Raw genomic sequence first — 16061 nt, 5'->3', positions numbered from 1 at the left:
AGACCATCGGGATACCGCCATGTCGTCCATCACTACCTTCGCCCGCACCGCGCTGTGCTGCGCCGTTACTGCCCTGCTGGGCGGCTGCGTGATCGCCGGCGACGTGCGCCCCTACCCGGCCATGGCGCCGGTGCAGCCGATCGTGCCGATGCAGGCCCCGCCCACTGCCGGCGCCATTTACGCCGCCGGCCCGACGCTGAACCTGTATGCAGACCGCCGCGCGCGTGATGTCGGCGATCTGCTGACGATCACCCTGCTGGAAAACACCACCGCGCAGACCAGCGCCAACACCGCCACCAGCAAGGAATCGGGCCTGACCATCGGCTCGCCCTCGCTGTTCGGCGCGCCGGTCACCCTGGGTGGCAAGGACATCCTGAGCGCCAGCGCCAATGGCGAACGCGAGTTCACCGGCAAGGGCAACAGCGCGCAGAGCAACCGTCTGCAGGGCAGCGTGACGGTCACCGTGGTGCAGCGCCTGCCCAACGGCAACCTGGTGGTACAGGGGCAGAAGAACCTGCGCCTGAACCAGGGCGACGAACTGGTGCAGGTGCAGGGCATCGTGCGCCCCGGCGACATCAACCAGGACAACACGGTGCCGTCCAGCCGCGTGGCCGAGGCCCGCATCGTTTACGGCGGGCGTGGCGCCGTGGCGCAGTCCAACGCCATGGGCTGGCTGAGCCGCTTCTTCAATTCGGCGCTGGCGCCGTTCTGAGTACTGTCATGAACTCTCTCTTCTCTTCCACGTGGCAGCGACGCATGGCGTCGCTCTACGGATCGATTTTCCTTGTGATGGCGGTGGTATCGCCCGCCAGTGCCGAGCGCATCAAGGACCTGGCCCAGGTGGGCGGCGTGCGCGGCAACGCGCTGGTCGGCTACGGCCTGGTAGTGGGTCTGGATGGCAGCGGTGACCGCACCAGCCAGGCGCCGTTCACCGTGCAGAGCCTGAAGAACCTGCTGGGCGAGCTGGGCGTGAACGTGCCCGCCAACGTAAACCCGCAGTTGAAGAACGTCGCCGCCGTGGCGATCCACGCCGAACTGCCGCCGTTCGCCAAGCCCGGCCAGCCGATCGACATCACCGTGTCTTCCATCGGCAACGCCGTATCGCTGCGCGGCGGCTCGCTGCTGATGGCGCCGCTGCGCGGTGCCGACGGCCAGATCTATGCGATTGCCCAGGGCAACCTGATCGTGGGCGGCTTCGGTGCGCAGGGCAAGGATGGTTCGCGCGTGTCGGTGAACGTGCCCAGCGTGGGCCGCATTCCCGGCGGCGCCACCGTTGAACGTGCCCTGCCCGATGTGTTCGGCGCCAACGGCGAGATCACCCTGAACCTGCACAACAACGATTTCACCACCGTTTCGCGCATGGTTGGCGCGCTGAACAATGCCTTCGGTGAAGGTGCCGCTCGTGCGGTGGACGGCGTGACCGTGGCCGTGCGCGCGCCGACGGATCCCGGTGCGCGCATCGGCCTGCTGGCCCGCATTGAAAACCTGGAACTGACCCCGGGCAGTGCGCCGGCCAAGGTGGTGGTCAATTCGCGCACCGGCACCGTGGTGATTGGCCAGCAGGTGCGCGTGGGCCCGGCGGCGATCTCGCACGGCTCGCTCACTGTCACCATCCAGGAAAACGCCAACGTCAGCCAGCCCAACGCGCTGGCCGGTGGCCAGACCGTGGTGACCCCGCAATCGACCATTACCGCCACCAACGATGGCAGCCGCATGTTCAAGTTCAGCGGCGGCACCAGCCTGGACGAGATCGTGCACGCGGTGAACGCGGTAGGTGCCGCGCCGGGCGACCTGATCGCGATCCTGGAAGCCCTGAAGCAGGCCGGTGCGCTGAGCGCCGAGCTTGAGGTGATCTGACATGCGTATCACCCCCGCCCTTGAGCTGCACCCGACGCAGCAGAACGATCCGGCCAAGATCGACAAGGTCGCACGCCAGCTGGAAGGCCAGTTCGCGCAGATGCTGGTGAAGAGCATGCGCGATGCCAGCTTCGGCGATTCGCTGTTCCCGGGCGAAAACAAGGTCTTCCGGGACATGTACGACCAGAAGATTGCCGAGACCCTGACCCGCGGCAAGGGCCTGGGGCTGCACGAAAGCATCGCCCGCCAGTTGTCTGGCAACCAGGGCGATGCCCCGGCGCTGGACACCCGCGTGGACCCGGCCAAGGCCAGCCGTGCTTACCAGTTGAACACACCGGCACAGGCGCCGTCGCTGCCGCTGCCGCTGCCGCTGGAAGATGCCAGCAATGCACTGCGCATCCTGCAGCAGATGTCCGCCGGCGTGCAGGACGGCGCGCAATCGTCGGTGGCACCGATGGAACAGGCGCTGGACCTGATTGCCGGCCGCGAAAGCAGCAGCGCGCACCGTGCGCTGGGCACCGAGGATCCGTATGCGGGCAGCATTGGCGGCGCCGATTGGGCCGCCGCCAGCGACCAATGGGCGCCCACGGCCAGCAACCGTGGCAGCACCGGCACCGCCGCCGACGCGCTGGCCAGCCGCACCGCCGTGGCCCAGCTGGGCGCGCACACGCCGGAAGGCTTCGTGGCCAGCATCTGGCCGCACGCGCAGAACGCGGCCAAGGAACTGGGCGTGGATGCCCGCGCCCTGGTCGCCCAGGCCGCGCTGGAAACCGGCTGGGGCAAGCGCCAGATCAAGCATGCCGACGGCAGCACCTCGCACAACCTGTTCGGCATCAAGGCCACGGGCTGGAAAGGCCAGAGCGCGGTGGCCGGCACCCACGAATACGTGGATGGCGTGCGCCGTAACGAAACCGCCAGCTTCCGCGCCTACAGCTCGCCGGCCGAAAGCTTCGCCGATTACGTGCGCCTGCTGAAGACCAGCCCGCGCTACCAGCAGGCCCTGCAGGCCGGCACCGACGTGCAGGGCTTCGCCCGTGGCCTGCAGCGCGCCGGCTACGCAACCGACCCGAGCTACGCCGCCAAGATCGCCGCCATTGCCGGTGGCCCGACCATCGAACGCGCGGTTGCCGCGGTGACCGATGCCGGCGCCCGCCTTGGCCAGACCTTCGCCAGCACCGCAACCGCGGCGCTGGGTATCACCCGCCGTTGAGGAACCCCATGTCCAGCGTCCTTTCCACCGGTACCAACGCCCTGCTCGCCTTCCAGCGTGCGCTGGCGACGACCAGCCACAACGTCGCCAACATCAACACGCCCGGTTACAGCCGGCAGAAGGTCGACTTTGCCACCGCCACCCCGCAGAACTTCGGGTATGGCGAGGTTGGCAACGGTACCCGCATCGTCGACATCCGACGCGCCGCCGACCAGCTGGCGATCTCCCGCCTGCTCGACAGCAGCGGCGAACTGGCGCGGCTGCAGCAGCTTTCCACCATGGCCGACCGCGTCGATGCGCTGTTCTCGGACACCGCCACCAACGTGTCGGGCATGTGGTCGAACTTCTTCGACACCGTCAGCGGCCTGTCGTCCAACGCCGCCGGCACCGCCGACCGGCAGAACATGCTCGACAGCGCCAATGCGCTGGCCAACCGCTTCCAGCAGCTCAACACCCACCTGAACAATCTCAACGGCGAGGTCAACAACGGCCTGATCGGCGGTGCCACCGAGGTCAACCGCCTGGCATCGGAGATCGCGCAGATCAACGGCGCCATCGGCACCAACATCGCCGGCGCCGCGCCGGACCTGCTGGATCGCCGCGACCAGCTGGTCGCGCAGCTGGTGGGCTACACCGGTGGCACTGCCGTCATCCAGGACGGTGGCTTCATGAATGTCTATACCGCCGGCGGCAACGCCCTGGTGGTGGGCACGACGGCATCGAAGGTGACCACCGTCGCCGATCCCTACCAGCCCGAGCGGCTGCAGCTTGCCCTGCAGACCCAGAGTGGCACCATCACCCTGGACCCGAAGGCCGTCGGTGGCCAGATCGGTGGCCTGATGGAGTTCCGCGACACCGTACTGACCCCGGCGCAGGCGGAACTGGGCAAGATGGCTGTCGGCCTGGCCGAGACCTTCAACAGCAGCCACCGCAACGGCGTGGATCTGTATGGCCAGATGGGCGGTGACTTCTTCAATCTGGGCGCCCCCCGCGTCACCGGCAACGCCGCCAATACCGGCACCGCGACCATCAGCGCCAGCTACGGTGACCTGTCCAAGCTGGACGCCCAGAACATCGTGCTGAAGTACGACGGTACCCAGTGGCAGGCCAGCCGAGCCGATACCGGCGCCACCATTCCCATGACCGGCACCGGCACCGCTGCCGACCCGCTGGTCATCAGCGGTGTGGAACTGGTGGTGGGCGGTACCCCGGCCACCAACGATCGATTCCTGCTACAGCCCACCGCAGGTGTCGCCGGCAGCCTGAGCGTGGCAATCACCGATGCCTCGCGCATTGCCGCGGCGGCCGCGATCAAGGGCGCGGCCGCGCTGGCCAACACGGGCACCGGAAAGCTCAGCGGCGTGACCGTCACCGACGCCAGCAATGCCAATCTCCGCAATCCGGCGGCCATCGTGTTCACCTCGGCCACCACCTACACCATCGATGGTGGCGCGCCGCAGACCTACACCCCCGGCGAGACGATCAGCGCCAATGGATGGAGCTTCGTGCTGGATGGTGCGCCCAAGACCGGCGACACCTTCAACATCACGCCCACCCCTGCCGGCTCATCGGACAACAGCAACGCCATCGCCCTGTCCAAGGTGGAGGATGCCAAGGCATTCAACGGTGGCACGGTCACCCTCAACGGTGCATTGGGCGGGCTGACTACCCAGGTGGGCGCCGCCGCGCGTTCGGCCGAATACTCGCTCAGTGCCCAGCAGGTCATCACCGACCAGGCGCAGTCGGCGCGCGATTCCATTTCCGGGGTCAACCTGGACGAAGAAGCCGCTGACATGCTTCGCCTGCAGCAGGCCTACCAGGCGGCTTCACAGCTGATCTCCACCGCCGACAACATGTTCCAGACCATCCTGCAGGCGGTGCGTTGATGAACAACCGTATTTCCACCGGCATGATGTTCAGCCAGTCCGTGTCGCTGATGATGTCCAAGCAGGCGAAACTGAGCCACCTGGAACAGCAGATCGCCACCGGCAGCAAGATCGTCACCGCCAAGGACGACCCGGTGAACGCCGGCGCCGCCGTGGGGCTGGATCGCACCCTGGCGGCGCTGGAACGCATGAAGCTCAACGCAGGCAACGTGCAGAACCGCTTGGGCGTGCAGGAAAACACCCTGGCCCAGGTGGGCGACATGATGGGCCGTATCAACGAGCTGACCATCTACGCCAACAATCCGGCGCTGGCCCCGGCCGACAAGCAGTCCATGGTGACCGAGATCAAGGCGATCCGGGACAACCTGCTGTCACTGGCCAACTCCAGCGATGGCACCGGCCGCTACCTGTTCGGCGGTACCAACGACAGCAACCCGCCGTTCTCGCGGGTGGGTGGCAGCGTTGTCTACAGCGGCGACCAGACCCAACGCCAGGTGGAAGTCGGCCCGGATACCTACGTGCGTGACGCACTGCCGGGCAGCGAGGTCTTCCTGCGCATCCCCACCGGAGACGGCTTCGTCGATGGTGGCCCGGCCGCTGGCAACACCGGCACCGGCGTGCTGACCAACATCACCCGTGATGGCACTGACAACTGGAACGGACAGGCCTTCAGCGTGCGCTTCACCGCTGCCGACACCTACGAGGTGCTGGATGCAGGTGGCACGGTGGTGGGCAATGGCACGATGAAGTCCGGCGATGACCTGGTGGTCAACGGTGTGCGCCTGCACATCGATGGCAAGCCTGCCGCCGGTGACAGCTTCTCGGTGACGCCATCCAGCAGCCGCGACATCTTCGGCACCCTGGATTCGTTGATCGGCGCGCTGGAAGCCGACACGGGAACGCCGCAGACCCTGGCCGTACAGCAGAACGCGCTGCAGAGCAGCCTGCGCGATGTCGCCCGCGCCGCCGAGCGGATGATCGACGCCCGCGCCTCGGGCGGCGCACAGCTGAAGGCGCTTGACAACGCCGCGGACATGCGTGAATCCAATGGCGTGACCCTGAAGACCACCCTGTCGCAGATGCGCGACCTGGACTACGCCGACGCGCTGAGCCAGTACCAGCTCGAGAACACTGCGCTGCAGGCCGCACAGACCCTGTTCGCACAGATGCAGCAGATGTCGCTGTTCAACAAGCTCGGCTGAGCCGACGGGGCCTGGCCCCTTCACCGCTGAACCCCTCAAGGCCGCGATGCCCAGCATCGCGGCCTTTTTCGTTTGCATTGCCGGTGCGCTGCAGCGCCGGGCCATGCCCGGCGAAACACATCGCCGTTCAGCTTCGCCCACCAGCGCCGATACCTCTACTGGCGCCGGTCGAATCCACCCCGACCGCCCTTTCCGGGGTCCTCCCCCGCCCTGTCCCAGAGCAGGCAGAACCCCGGAAAAAGCAGCCCCACGCGACGAATTACGGCCCCGACGAAATTCCCGCCTAAAGGTTGTTGACAAAGCGCCGTTATTCATTTGGCAACGGCGAAGCACACAGCCAAACAAAAAAAACAGGCGGCGCTTCGTTTCATTCACCAACGGGTTCCATATAAGAGGAGACGACCCCATGGCACAGGTAATCAACACCAATACGATGTCGCTCAACGCTCAGCGCAACCTGAGCACCAGCGGCAACTCGCTGGCCACCACCATCCAGCGCCTGTCGTCTGGTTCGCGCATCAACAGCGCGAAGGACGACGCCGCCGGCCTGGCGATCTCGGAGCGCTTCGGCACCCAGATCCGCGGCCTGGACGTGGCCATCCGCAACGCCAACGACGGCATCTCGCTGGCCCAGGTCGCCGAAGGTTCGCTGAGCGAAGTCGGCAACAACCTGCAGCGCATCCGCGAACTGGCTGTGCAGGCCTCCAACGCCACCAACTCGGCCAGCGACCGCAAGGCCCTGCAGGCCGAAGTGACCCAGCTGGTTTCGGAAGTGGACCGGGTTGCCAAGCAGAGCGACTTCAACGGCACCAAGCTGCTGGACGGCAGCTTCACCAGCCAGCTGTTCCAGGTGGGCGCCAACGCCGGCCAGGCCATCGCGATCAACAGCGTGGTCAACGCCAAGGCCGATGCGCTGGGCGCGGTCAACTTCGCAAATGCCTTCGTTGGCACTGCGCTGGCCACCGACAAGGCGGCTGCAGACACCACCTACTCGCAGCTGCAGGTCATCGTCACCCCGCCGGGCGGCAGTGCCACCACGGTCAACATCGGCGATATCTCGGTCAAGGCCGGCGAATCGATCAGCGCTGCCACCGCCGCCGCGATCAACAACAAAATCGGCGAAACCGGTGTACTGGCCAAGGTCGACGCCGGGGTGATCAGCCTCAGCTCAGTCAAGGATGGCCAGACCTTCACCCTGGGTACCGCGGGCCCCGCTTCCACGGTGACCGGTGCGGTCCCGACCGATCTGGCCAACGTCGGCCTGACCCAGTCCAGCACCAACGGCGGCACCCTGACCGGCGTCACCAGCACCTTCGTCAAGGACCTGGACGTCAGCAGCGCCGAGGGCGCGCAGAAGGCCCTGTCCATCGTCGACAAGGCACTGGAATCGGTGAACAGCGTGCGCGCCGACCTCGGCGCGATCCAGAACCGCTTCACCTCGGTGGTGGCCAACCTGCAGACCTCGTCGGAAAACCTGTCCGCTTCGCGCAGCCGCATCCGCGATACCGACTTCGCCAAGGAAACCGCTGAACTGACCCGCACGCAGATCCTGCAGCAGGCCGGCACGGCGATGCTGGCCCAGGCCAACCAGGTACCCCAGAACGTGCTCAGCCTGTTGCAGCGCTGACATGAGCCGCCCCCGAAGCACGTCGGGGGCGTCTAACCCAACTCACGTGCAACCGCTCAAGGACCTCTCCTCATGGCACAAGTCATCAACACCAACACGATGTCGTTGAATGCTCAGCGTAACCTGAGCACCAGCGGCGCCTCGCTGGCCACCACCATCCAGCGCCTGTCCTCCGGTTCGCGCATCAACAGCGCCAAGGATGACGCCGCCGGTCTGGCGATCTCCGAGCGCTTCGGCACTCAGATCCGCGGCACCGACGTGGCCATCCGCAACGCCAACGACGGCATTTCGCTGGCCCAGGTCGCCGAAGGTTCGCTGACCGAAATCGGCAACAACCTGCAGCGCGTCCGCGAGCTGTCGGTGCAGGCCGCCAACGCCACCAACTCCTCCAGCGACCGCAAGGCGCTGCAGGCCGAAGTGACCCAGCTGGTTTCGGAAATCGACCGCGTCGCCAAGCAGTCGGACTTCAACGGCACCAAGCTGCTGGACGGTTCGTTCTCCAGCCAGCTGTTCCAGGTCGGCGCCAATGCGGGCCAGGCCATCGCCATCGACAAGACCATCGATGCCAAGGCCAATGCCCTGGGCGGCGCGCAGTTCGCCACCGGCGCCCTGGCTGTCACCCTGCCGGCTGACGGCACCACCGCTGCCAACATCACCGGCCTGTCGATCACCGACAGCAAGGGCAACGCTGTCACCTTCGCCGACCTGAAGGTCGAAGCCACCGGCACCGCCGCTGGCACCCAGAAGGCTGCCGCCACTGCCCTGTCGGCGGCGATCAACGCCAAGATCGGCGAAACCGGCGTCTATGCCGAAGTCAACACCGCCGGCACCGGCGTGGACCTGACCTCGGTCAAGGACAGCGTGGACAAGGACGGCGCCTTCAAGGGCTTCGCCGTGGCCGTCACCGGTGGCACCTTCACCGCTGGCCAGACTGCCCCGGCCGTGGCCGCCAAGCAGTTTGCCGACAAGATCGACGTGTCCACCGTGAAGGGTGCACAGCAGGCGATGGAAGTGGTCGACAAGGCCCTGGGTGCGATCAACAGCACCCGCGCTGACCTCGGCGCCATCCAGAACCGCTTCACCTCGGTCGTGGCCAACCTGCAGACCTCGTCGGAAAACCTGTCGGCGTCGCGTAGCCGCATCAAGGACACCGACTTCGCCAAGGAAACCGCCGAGCTGACCCGCACCCAGATCCTGCAGCAGGCCGGTACGGCCATGCTGGCCCAGGCCAACCAGGTGCCGCAGGGCGTGCTCAGCCTGCTGCGCTGATCCGCACCTTGATCCATCTCCGGGCGCCGGCTGAGCCGGTGCCCGGATTCTGAAACTGAATCACGCTCCACCTCCGCCAAAGGAAAAAGCACCATGGCACAAGTCATCAACACCAACACCATGTCCCTGAATGCTCAGCGCAACCTGAGCACCAGCGGCGCCTCCCTGGCCACCACGATCCAGCGCCTGTCGTCCGGCTCGCGCATCAACAGCGCCAAGGATGACGCCGCCGGTCTGGCCATCTCCGAGCGTTTCGGCACCCAGATCCGCGGCACCGACGTGGCCATCCGCAACGCCAACGATGGCATTTCGCTGGCCCAGGTCGCCGAAGGTTCGCTGACCGAAATCGGCAACAACCTGCAGCGCGTCCGCGAGCTGTCGGTGCAGGCCGCCAACGCCACCAACTCCGCCAGCGACCGCAAGGCGCTGCAGGCCGAAGTGACCCAGCTGGTTTCGGAAATCGACCGCGTCGCCAAGCAGTCGGACTTCAACGGCACCAAGCTCCTGGATGGTTCGTTCTCCAGCCAGCTGTTCCAGGTCGGCGCCAATGCAGGCCAGGCCATCGCCATCGACAAGACCATCGATGCCAAGGCCAATGCCCTGGGCGGCGCGCAGTTCGCCACCGCCACCATCGATGCCGTGACCGGCGCTGACAACACCGACGTCGCCATTGCTGCCTTCACCATCACCGACAGCAAGGGCACCGTCGTCAACTTCGACAAGCTGGACGTGAAGAGCGTCGGCCTGGCAGCCGCCAACGAGGCCGCCGCCGGCAAGGCACTGGCCGCGCACATCAACGCCAAGATCGGTGAAACCGGCGTCTACGCCGAAACCGACGCGGCCGGTGAAGTGACCCTGACCTCGGTCAAGGACAGCGTCAACGACGCTGGTGTGGCAACCGCCTTCTCTTCGACCGTTGCGGGCTTCACCGCCGGTGCCGCTGCCACCAAGCAGTTCGCCGACAAGATCGACGTGTCCACCGTGAAGGGTGCGCAGCAGTCGATGGAAATCGTTGACAAGGCCCTGAGTGCGATCAACAGCACCCGCGCTGACCTCGGCGCCATCCAGAACCGCTTCACCTCGGTCGTGGCCAACCTGCAGACCTCGTCGGAAAACCTGTCGGCTTCGCGTAGCCGCATCAAGGACACCGACTTCGCCAAGGAAACCGCCGAACTGACCCGTACCCAGATCCTGCAGCAGGCCGGTACGGCCATGCTGGCCCAGGCCAACCAGGTACCGCAGGGCGTGCTCAGCCTGCTGCGCTGATCCCCGGCAAGAAGGCGCCGCTACCGTCGGTTCACACCGACGGTAGCGGCAACCAGAAGGACAAGGCCATCGCAGATGCCGGCCATGCCCGGCCCGGGAACACCCCGAACCGGCTTGGCATCGCCCGCCCCTGCGGACCTCTCTTTCAGCGCTGTACTCTTGACTGTACGTACCGGGTGGCTTCGTCTCCCCCCGATTGTCAGTAGCCTGATCCCTCCCCTACCTTGGGGGAGGGCTTTTTGCAGACTCCCGGCAGCCCGCGGTGAACATACCCGCACCCTGCCCCTACCCTCCTGCAACCGGCGTGCCAGAACCGCCCTGCGGGCAGTGGCACGGGACATGCATCAACGAAGTCCTCAAGACCCGGCGGCGCAGGCCGCTATTTTCGTTGACAACGGCCCACCGCACAGCGGGTGGTCCCGGCTACCAGGAGAAACGACGTGGCAGACTTTGGATACGGTGGCATTGGCTCGGGCCTGGATATTTCCGGCATGGTCAGCCAGTTGGTGGCAGCCGACCGCAAGCCGGCCGACAACGCACTGAACCTTCAGCAGTCCAAGGCAAAACTACAGCTCTCGTCTGTGGGCACCATCACCTCGGCCTTCGACAAGCTGAAGACCGCACTGACCGCATTGAAGGCGTCCACTGCCTTCGATACCCGCACCGTTACCGCCAGCAAGGGCGGCACCAACAGCACCGACGAGATCCTGACGGCAACGGTGGCGCTGTATGACGTGGGTACGACCAAGGCCGCCGCGTCCAATGGCACGCACAAGGTCAACGTGCTGGAACTGGCTACCGCGCACAAGCTGATTGCCGATACCTCGGTACCGAAGACCCAGACCTTCGCCGCCGGAACCTTGACGCTGACCGTTGGCGTGGGTGACAAGGCCAAGACCATGAACGTCGAGGTCGAGGAAGGCGACACGCTTACCACGGTCCGCAACAAGATCGATGCCGCCGGCCGCAAGGAAGGCGTGCAGGCCACGCTGATCAGCTCGGGCGACAACCAGTACCTGTCCATTGCCCAGGAAAAAACCGGCGCCGCCAACGCCATCAAGCTGGAATACGCGGGAAGTGATCCCGGCCTGACCTCGCTGGTCGGCAGCCTGAAAGAGAACACCGCTGCCAAGGACGCCAAGCTGACCATCGACGGTGTGGAAGTGGTCAGTGCCAGCAACACCGTGGCTGACGCGGTGCCCGGCCTGACCCTCAACCTGAAGATGAAGGGTGAAAGCACGGTCACCATCAGCACCGATACGACTGCTGCCACCAAGGTGATGCACGAGTTCGTGACTGCCTACAACGCGGCGCTGGCGGCCATCAACACCGAAACCGCCTACGACGCCAAGACCAAGGAAGCCGCCTCGCTCACCGGCGACGCGCAGATGCGTGGCGCCATGAGCCAGCTGCGCGCGCAGATGAGCAGCATCCTGAAGGATCTGTCAGCCGAAGGCCTGGACCCGAAGACGCTGGGCCTGCAGACGCGCGGCTACCCCAATGCCGACGGCAGCCTGGTGCTGGACACCACGAAGTTTGCCGCCGCACTGGCCAACCAGCCGGAGAAGATCCGCCAGGCCATTACCGGCGACACCGGCGGCGCCGGCAAGCTCTATTCGATGGTCGACGGCTATGTCAGCACCACGGTGGGCAAGGAAGGCGCCTTCGTGTCGCGCACCAACAGCCTGAACAAGACGCTGACCGACATCGACAAGCGCCGCGCCGACCTGGACACACGCATGGAAGGCGTCGCCGAGCGCTACAAAAAGCAGTTCCTGGCGCTGGACAGCCTGATGGGCAAGCTGCAGCAGAGCAGCAGCGCCCTGTCGCAGCAGTTGGCCCAGCTGAGCGGCTGATTGCAGGCGAACGCGGCTCAAGTTTGGCCACGTTCGCACCGATAACAGAAGCATCAGCAATCACCGCAGTGCCGCCGGCACGGATCCTGACGATCCGTCGGCGGCACACAGCGCAAGGGAGAATCACGAATGTACGGTTCCAGCCGTCAATACGCCGAACAGTATCGCCAGGTGGGTGTGACCAGTGCGGTCGCCGATGCCGATCCGCACAAGCTGGTGGCACTGCTGCTGGCCGGTGCGCTGGAACGCGTGCGTCGTGCAATGGCCAGCCTTGAACGCGGCGACCAGTCCGGCAAGGGCAAGGCGATCGGTGAGGCCTGTGCGATCGTCGGCCACCTGAATGGTTCGCTCGACCATGAAGCCGGCGGCGAGATCGCCGGCAACCTGTCGTCCCTGTACGACTACGTGCTGCAGCGGCTGACCGAAGCGAACCTGCACAATGATCGGGTCGCCCTTGATGAATCGCTGCAGCTGTTGAGCGAGATCGACGGTGCGTGGAACGCGATTCCGCAGGAACAGCGCCGTCCGGCGGCGGTGGCGCCGTGAGCCTGAACGATCTGCACGCGCAGCTGGACGCCTTTGAAAAGGCGTTGAACGAAGATGCCTTCGACCAGGCCGACAGCCTGCTGGACGGCCACGATGGCACCCTTCACGCCCTGCTGAGCCAGCCGCTGACCAGTGCCGACCACGCCCCGCTGTCGGCACTGCTGGACCGCCAGCAGAGCCTGCTGGGCCTGCTGCGCCAGCGCCGCGATGCAGTTGCCGTGCAGCTGCAGGATGGCCAGCGCTCCCTTCGCGCCGCCCATGCATACCTGCAGGCAGAATCACTGGCATGACCCTGTTGCCGACCACCTCGCTGCACCACCCGGCCGAAAGCGAGCTGTTCGACGAAACGCTCAGCTGCGAACTGGCCCTGCCTGCCGAGTTCCAGGCCGGTAGCGCGCTGGGCCGTACCGGCAATGCCGAAGCGCTGCTGCGCAGCCTGGCCCTGGTGGAAGACAGCAGGGTGGACGAGCACGAGGAGCGCAGCGAGGCCACCCTGCAGCTGCAGCGCCTGGAAGCCAAGCTGGACCTGACCATGGTGCTGCTGGGCCGGCTGGTACGCCAGCAGGGCCACGACCTGCCCCTGCGCCCGGTACGCTGGTCGCGGCGCGGCATCCGCTTGCAGTTGGGCCCGCGCAGCGGCGCCAGCCCCGGCCAGGCCGGCGTCGTCCGCCTGCAGCCCAGCGACTGGCTGCCCGACCATATCGACCTGCCGGTGGAGGTGGTGGCCGAGGCCGCCGACGGCAGCGGTGGCCACTTCCTGTGGCTGCGCTTCAGTCATCTGGGCGATGGCCTGGAAATGGCCATGGAACGCCACCTTTTCCGTCTACACCGTCGACAGGTTGCCGAAGCGCGCCGGGCGCGCTGAACGCTGTCACCGTAGTGCGCGGCCGACGGGCCTTGGCGGGCCCGTTCAGCTAAGTTAAGGTGGACTCCCCTCACGGACCTGCTGCGTGCCTGTGCGAGTTCTCATCGTCGACGATCACACTCTGGTTCGCGCCGGCCTGGCGCGGCTGTTGCAGGGATTTGCCGACGTGCAGCTGGTGGCCGAAGCGAGCAACGCCGAACAGGCGCTGCAACTGGCCCTGCAGCATGCACCCGACGTGGTGCTGATGGACCTTTCCCTGCCCGGCCGCACCGGACTGGAAGCGCTGAGCGACATCCGCCTGCGCGCACCCGGCACCCGGGTGGTGATGATGACCATGCATGACGATGCTGCCCATGTGCGCGATGCACTGGACCGCGGCGCCGTGGGTTTCGTGGTGAAGGATGCCGCGCCGCAGGAACTGGAACTGGCCCTGCGCGCTGCACATGCCGGCCAGGTATTCCTGAGCCCACAGATCTCGGCCAAGATGCTGGCGCCCATGCTGGGCCGCGAAAAGCCCACCGGCATTGCCGCGCTGTCGCCCCGCCAGCGCGAGATCCTGCGGCAGATCGGCAAGGGCGAAAGCAACAAGGAAATCGCCGCCGACCTGGGCATCAGCGTGAAGACGGTGGAGACCCACCGTGCGCGCATGATGGAATCGCTGGGCTGCCGCCGCGCCAACGATCTGCTGCTGCTGGCCGCCCGCCACCAGCACGAGCTGGAATGATCGTCCGCCGGAAAACCCGCGCTTGGTGCGGCGGTCGACCAACGGTCGACCCTACCGACCCGGGCCCTGCATCGGCGACGACTTCCCGTCACCCCGACAGGCCCTGACAGGTTTCCGTACAACCTGACCCACCTTTGCCCGGCCTCGCGCACCAGCAATCAACGATTTAGCCGCGGCCATCGTCAACTTCCCGCGCTTTCGTAGGGAATTCCCCTACAGCGTGTCGGGAACTCAACCAGGCGCCTCAGGAACCCCCCGATTCCGGACCTGCCGGATCAAAAGCAAGATGTGTTCCACAAGGCGCCGGGGAGCGGTGCCGGGGAACCACGATGAAGGCTGCACTCTCGACCCAGCTGGGCCAACAACTACACCTGACGCCGCAGCTGCTGCAGTCGATCCGCCTGCTGCAGCTCGATGGCCTGCACCTGGAACAGGAAATCCAGCGCCTGCTCGATTCCAATCCGCTGCTGGAAATCGAAGAAGCCGAAGCGCCCGTTGCCGACGCCAGCGACGCCGCCGCCACCACCCTGGAAACGGCGGCCTTCGACGAGCTGCCCGAATCGTCCATGTGGGACGTGGCCGGCACCAGCTGGCAGGACGGCGACGACGACCGCATGGCGCGCATTGCCGCCGGCGAATCCAGCGACCCGCAGCTGCGCGTGCTGCAGCGCCTGGCACTGGACCTGGACGACCGTGGCCTGGCCATCGCCGCGTTCTGGCTGGAACACTGCGATGACGCCGGCTACCTGCAGGCCCCGCTGGCCCAGCTGCACCTGCTGGCCAGCGCCCAGTTCGACATCGACGCCGCAGGCGTGGAAGCCATCCGCCAGCAGCTGCTGCACGGCGAACCGGCCGGCATGGCCGCGCAGGACCTGCGCGAATGCCTGCTGGCCCAGCTGTACAGCCTGCAGGGCCTGGTCCCGGGCCGTCACCTGGCCGGGCGCATCCTGGAAGGCGCGCTCGACGCTCTGGCCGCCCACGATTACCTGGCCTTGGCCCGCCAGCACGACGCCGAAGTGGACGACGTACGTGAAGCGGTGCGCCTGATCCTGTCGCTGCAGCCGCGCCCGGGCGACAGCCTGCAGACCGACACCAACGTGGCCGTGGTACCGGATGTGGTGGCCTGGCATGCCGACGAGCAGTGGAAGGTGGCGCTGAATCCGGCCACCAGCCGCCGGGTATCGATCAACAGCCAGTACGAACAGGCCCTGGCCGACACCGCCGATGCTGCCCCGGCCCTGCGCGAAATGCTGCAGGAAGCCCGCTGGTTCAGCCGCGGCCTGTCCATGCGCTACGACACCCTGCTGCGCACCGCGCGGGTGATCGTCGAACGCCAGGCCGCCTTCCTGGTCCGTGGCGACGAAGCCATGGCACCGCTGACGCTGAAGGAAGTGGCCGAAGAGATCGGCATGCACGAATCCACCGTTTCGCGCATCACCACCGGCAAGTACCTGCAGACCCCCCGCGGCACGTTCGAACTGAAGCACTTCTTCGCCGTGCGACTGGAGGGCGCCAGCGTGTCCGGGCAGGCCGTGAAAGCCATGGTGCGCCGCCTGATCGACGCCGAACCGGCCGGTCGCCCGCTGGCCGACGAGGCCATCGCCGGCCTGCTGTCGCGACAGGGGGTGAACATTGCCCGCCGAACCGTCGCAAAATACCGCGAACAACTGGATATCGCTCCGGCCCGCGAACGGCGCCGGATCAGCGCCAGGCAACCCCAGCTGGCCCGGGTGGGCTGAAAAGGATGTTGGAC

14 protein-coding genes are annotated in these 16061 nt (G+C 66.4%); all 14 read left to right on the top strand.

Annotation, left to right across the window (positions count from 1 at the left end; translation table 11 throughout):
* Positions 1-19 precede the first annotated feature (19 nt).
* The 14 genes from flgH to rpoN all read left to right on the top strand — a co-directional run bounded on the left by flgH (position 20) and on the right by rpoN (position 16047).
* Positions 20-712 carry a flagellar basal body L-ring protein FlgH gene (flgH, locus tag C1922_RS09810; protein WP_108749577.1) on the top strand — a complete coding sequence of 231 codons (693 nt, stop codon included), beginning with the start codon at positions 20-22 and terminating at the stop codon, positions 710-712.
* A 44-nt stretch (positions 713-756) separates the two neighbouring features.
* Positions 757-1857, top strand: coding sequence for a flagellar basal body P-ring protein FlgI (locus C1922_RS09805; protein ID WP_199912243.1), 1101 nt, complete (start codon positions 757-759; stop codon positions 1855-1857).
* Between the two features lies 1 nt (position 1858).
* The gene (flgJ, locus tag C1922_RS09800) at positions 1859-3067 is read left to right on the top strand and encodes a flagellar assembly peptidoglycan hydrolase FlgJ (RefSeq protein WP_108749575.1); all 1209 of its coding nucleotides are present in this window, start codon (positions 1859-1861) and stop codon (positions 3065-3067) included.
* Positions 3068-3075: 8 nt separating this feature from the next.
* Positions 3076-4953 (top strand): flagellar hook-associated protein FlgK, encoded by a 1878-nt coding sequence (gene flgK / locus C1922_RS09795; RefSeq protein ID WP_108749574.1) that lies wholly within the window; start codon positions 3076-3078, stop codon positions 4951-4953.
* Positions 4953-6155 carry a flagellar hook-associated protein FlgL gene (flgL, locus tag C1922_RS09790; protein WP_108749573.1) on the top strand — a complete coding sequence of 401 codons (1203 nt, stop codon included), beginning with the start codon at positions 4953-4955 and terminating at the stop codon, positions 6153-6155. The genes flgK and flgL overlap by 1 nt, the downstream gene beginning before the upstream one ends.
* Before the next feature lie 406 nt (positions 6156-6561).
* Positions 6562-7782 (top strand): flagellin, encoded by a 1221-nt coding sequence (locus tag C1922_RS09785; protein ID WP_108749572.1) that lies wholly within the window; start codon positions 6562-6564, stop codon positions 7780-7782.
* A gap of 72 nt (positions 7783-7854) precedes the next feature.
* On the top strand, positions 7855-9051 hold the full coding sequence (locus C1922_RS09780; protein WP_108749571.1) for a flagellin: 1197 nt from the start codon (positions 7855-7857) through the stop codon (positions 9049-9051).
* Positions 9052-9144: 93 nt separating this feature from the next.
* On the top strand, positions 9145-10317 hold the full coding sequence (locus C1922_RS09775) for a flagellin (protein WP_108749570.1): 1173 nt from the start codon (positions 9145-9147) through the stop codon (positions 10315-10317).
* Between the two features lie 440 nt (positions 10318-10757).
* Positions 10758-12173 carry a flagellar filament capping protein FliD gene (gene fliD, locus C1922_RS09770; RefSeq protein WP_108749569.1) on the top strand — a complete coding sequence of 472 codons (1416 nt, stop codon included), beginning with the start codon at positions 10758-10760 and terminating at the stop codon, positions 12171-12173.
* Positions 12174-12302: 129 nt separating this feature from the next.
* Positions 12303-12719: a flagellar export chaperone FliS gene (gene fliS / locus C1922_RS09765; RefSeq protein ID WP_108749568.1), complete on the top strand. Its 417-nt coding sequence runs from the start codon at positions 12303-12305 to the stop codon at positions 12717-12719.
* A complete protein-coding gene (locus tag C1922_RS09760; RefSeq protein ID WP_108749567.1) occupies positions 12716-13009 on the top strand; it encodes a hypothetical protein in 294 nt (97 codons plus the stop codon). Before fliS ends, C1922_RS09760 begins: the two co-directional genes overlap by 4 nt.
* Positions 13006-13584, top strand: a complete 579-nt coding sequence (locus C1922_RS09755; RefSeq protein WP_108749566.1) for a PilZ domain-containing protein — start codon at positions 13006-13008, stop codon at positions 13582-13584. Before C1922_RS09760 ends, C1922_RS09755 begins: the two co-directional genes overlap by 4 nt.
* Positions 13585-13675: 91 nt before the next feature.
* Positions 13676-14308, top strand: a complete 633-nt coding sequence (locus C1922_RS09750; protein ID WP_049460605.1) for a response regulator transcription factor — start codon at positions 13676-13678, stop codon at positions 14306-14308.
* Positions 14309-14637: 329 nt separating this feature from the next.
* Positions 14638-16047 (top strand): RNA polymerase factor sigma-54, encoded by a 1410-nt coding sequence (rpoN, locus tag C1922_RS09745; protein WP_108749565.1) that lies wholly within the window; start codon positions 14638-14640, stop codon positions 16045-16047.
* Positions 16048-16061: the final 14 nt, after the last annotated feature.

The sequence above is a fragment of the Stenotrophomonas sp. ZAC14D2_NAIMI4_7 genome (genome assembly GCF_003086675.1).
Lineage (GTDB): Bacteria > Pseudomonadota > Gammaproteobacteria > Xanthomonadales > Xanthomonadaceae > Stenotrophomonas.
Note: the sequence above shows the minus strand (reverse complement) of the source record. Positions and strands in the feature narration are given on the sequence as shown.

Bases quoted from the DNA above. Each gene is read 5' to 3' on its own strand.
- C1922_RS09780 (WP_108749571.1), top strand. From the start codon at position 7,855: ATGGCACAAGTCATCAACACCAACACGATGTCGTTGAATGCTCAGCGT.
- C1922_RS09785 (WP_108749572.1), top strand. From the start codon at position 6,562: ATGGCACAGGTAATCAACACCAATACGATGTCGCTCAACGCTCAGCGC.
- rpoN (WP_108749565.1), top strand. From the start codon at position 14,638: ATGAAGGCTGCACTCTCGACCCAGCTGGGCCAACAACTACACCTGACG.
- flgK (WP_108749574.1), top strand. From the start codon at position 3,076: ATGTCCAGCGTCCTTTCCACCGGTACCAACGCCCTGCTCGCCTTCCAG.
- C1922_RS09755 (WP_108749566.1), top strand. From the start codon at position 13,006: ATGACCCTGTTGCCGACCACCTCGCTGCACCACCCGGCCGAAAGCGAG.
- C1922_RS09775 (WP_108749570.1), top strand. From the start codon at position 9,145: ATGGCACAAGTCATCAACACCAACACCATGTCCCTGAATGCTCAGCGC.
- fliS (WP_108749568.1), top strand. From the start codon at position 12,303: ATGTACGGTTCCAGCCGTCAATACGCCGAACAGTATCGCCAGGTGGGT.
- C1922_RS09805 (WP_199912243.1), top strand. From the start codon at position 757: ATGGCGTCGCTCTACGGATCGATTTTCCTTGTGATGGCGGTGGTATCG.
- flgL (WP_108749573.1), top strand. From the start codon at position 4,953: ATGAACAACCGTATTTCCACCGGCATGATGTTCAGCCAGTCCGTGTCG.
- flgJ (WP_108749575.1), top strand. From the start codon at position 1,859: ATGCGTATCACCCCCGCCCTTGAGCTGCACCCGACGCAGCAGAACGAT.
- flgH (WP_108749577.1), top strand. From the start codon at position 20: ATGTCGTCCATCACTACCTTCGCCCGCACCGCGCTGTGCTGCGCCGTT.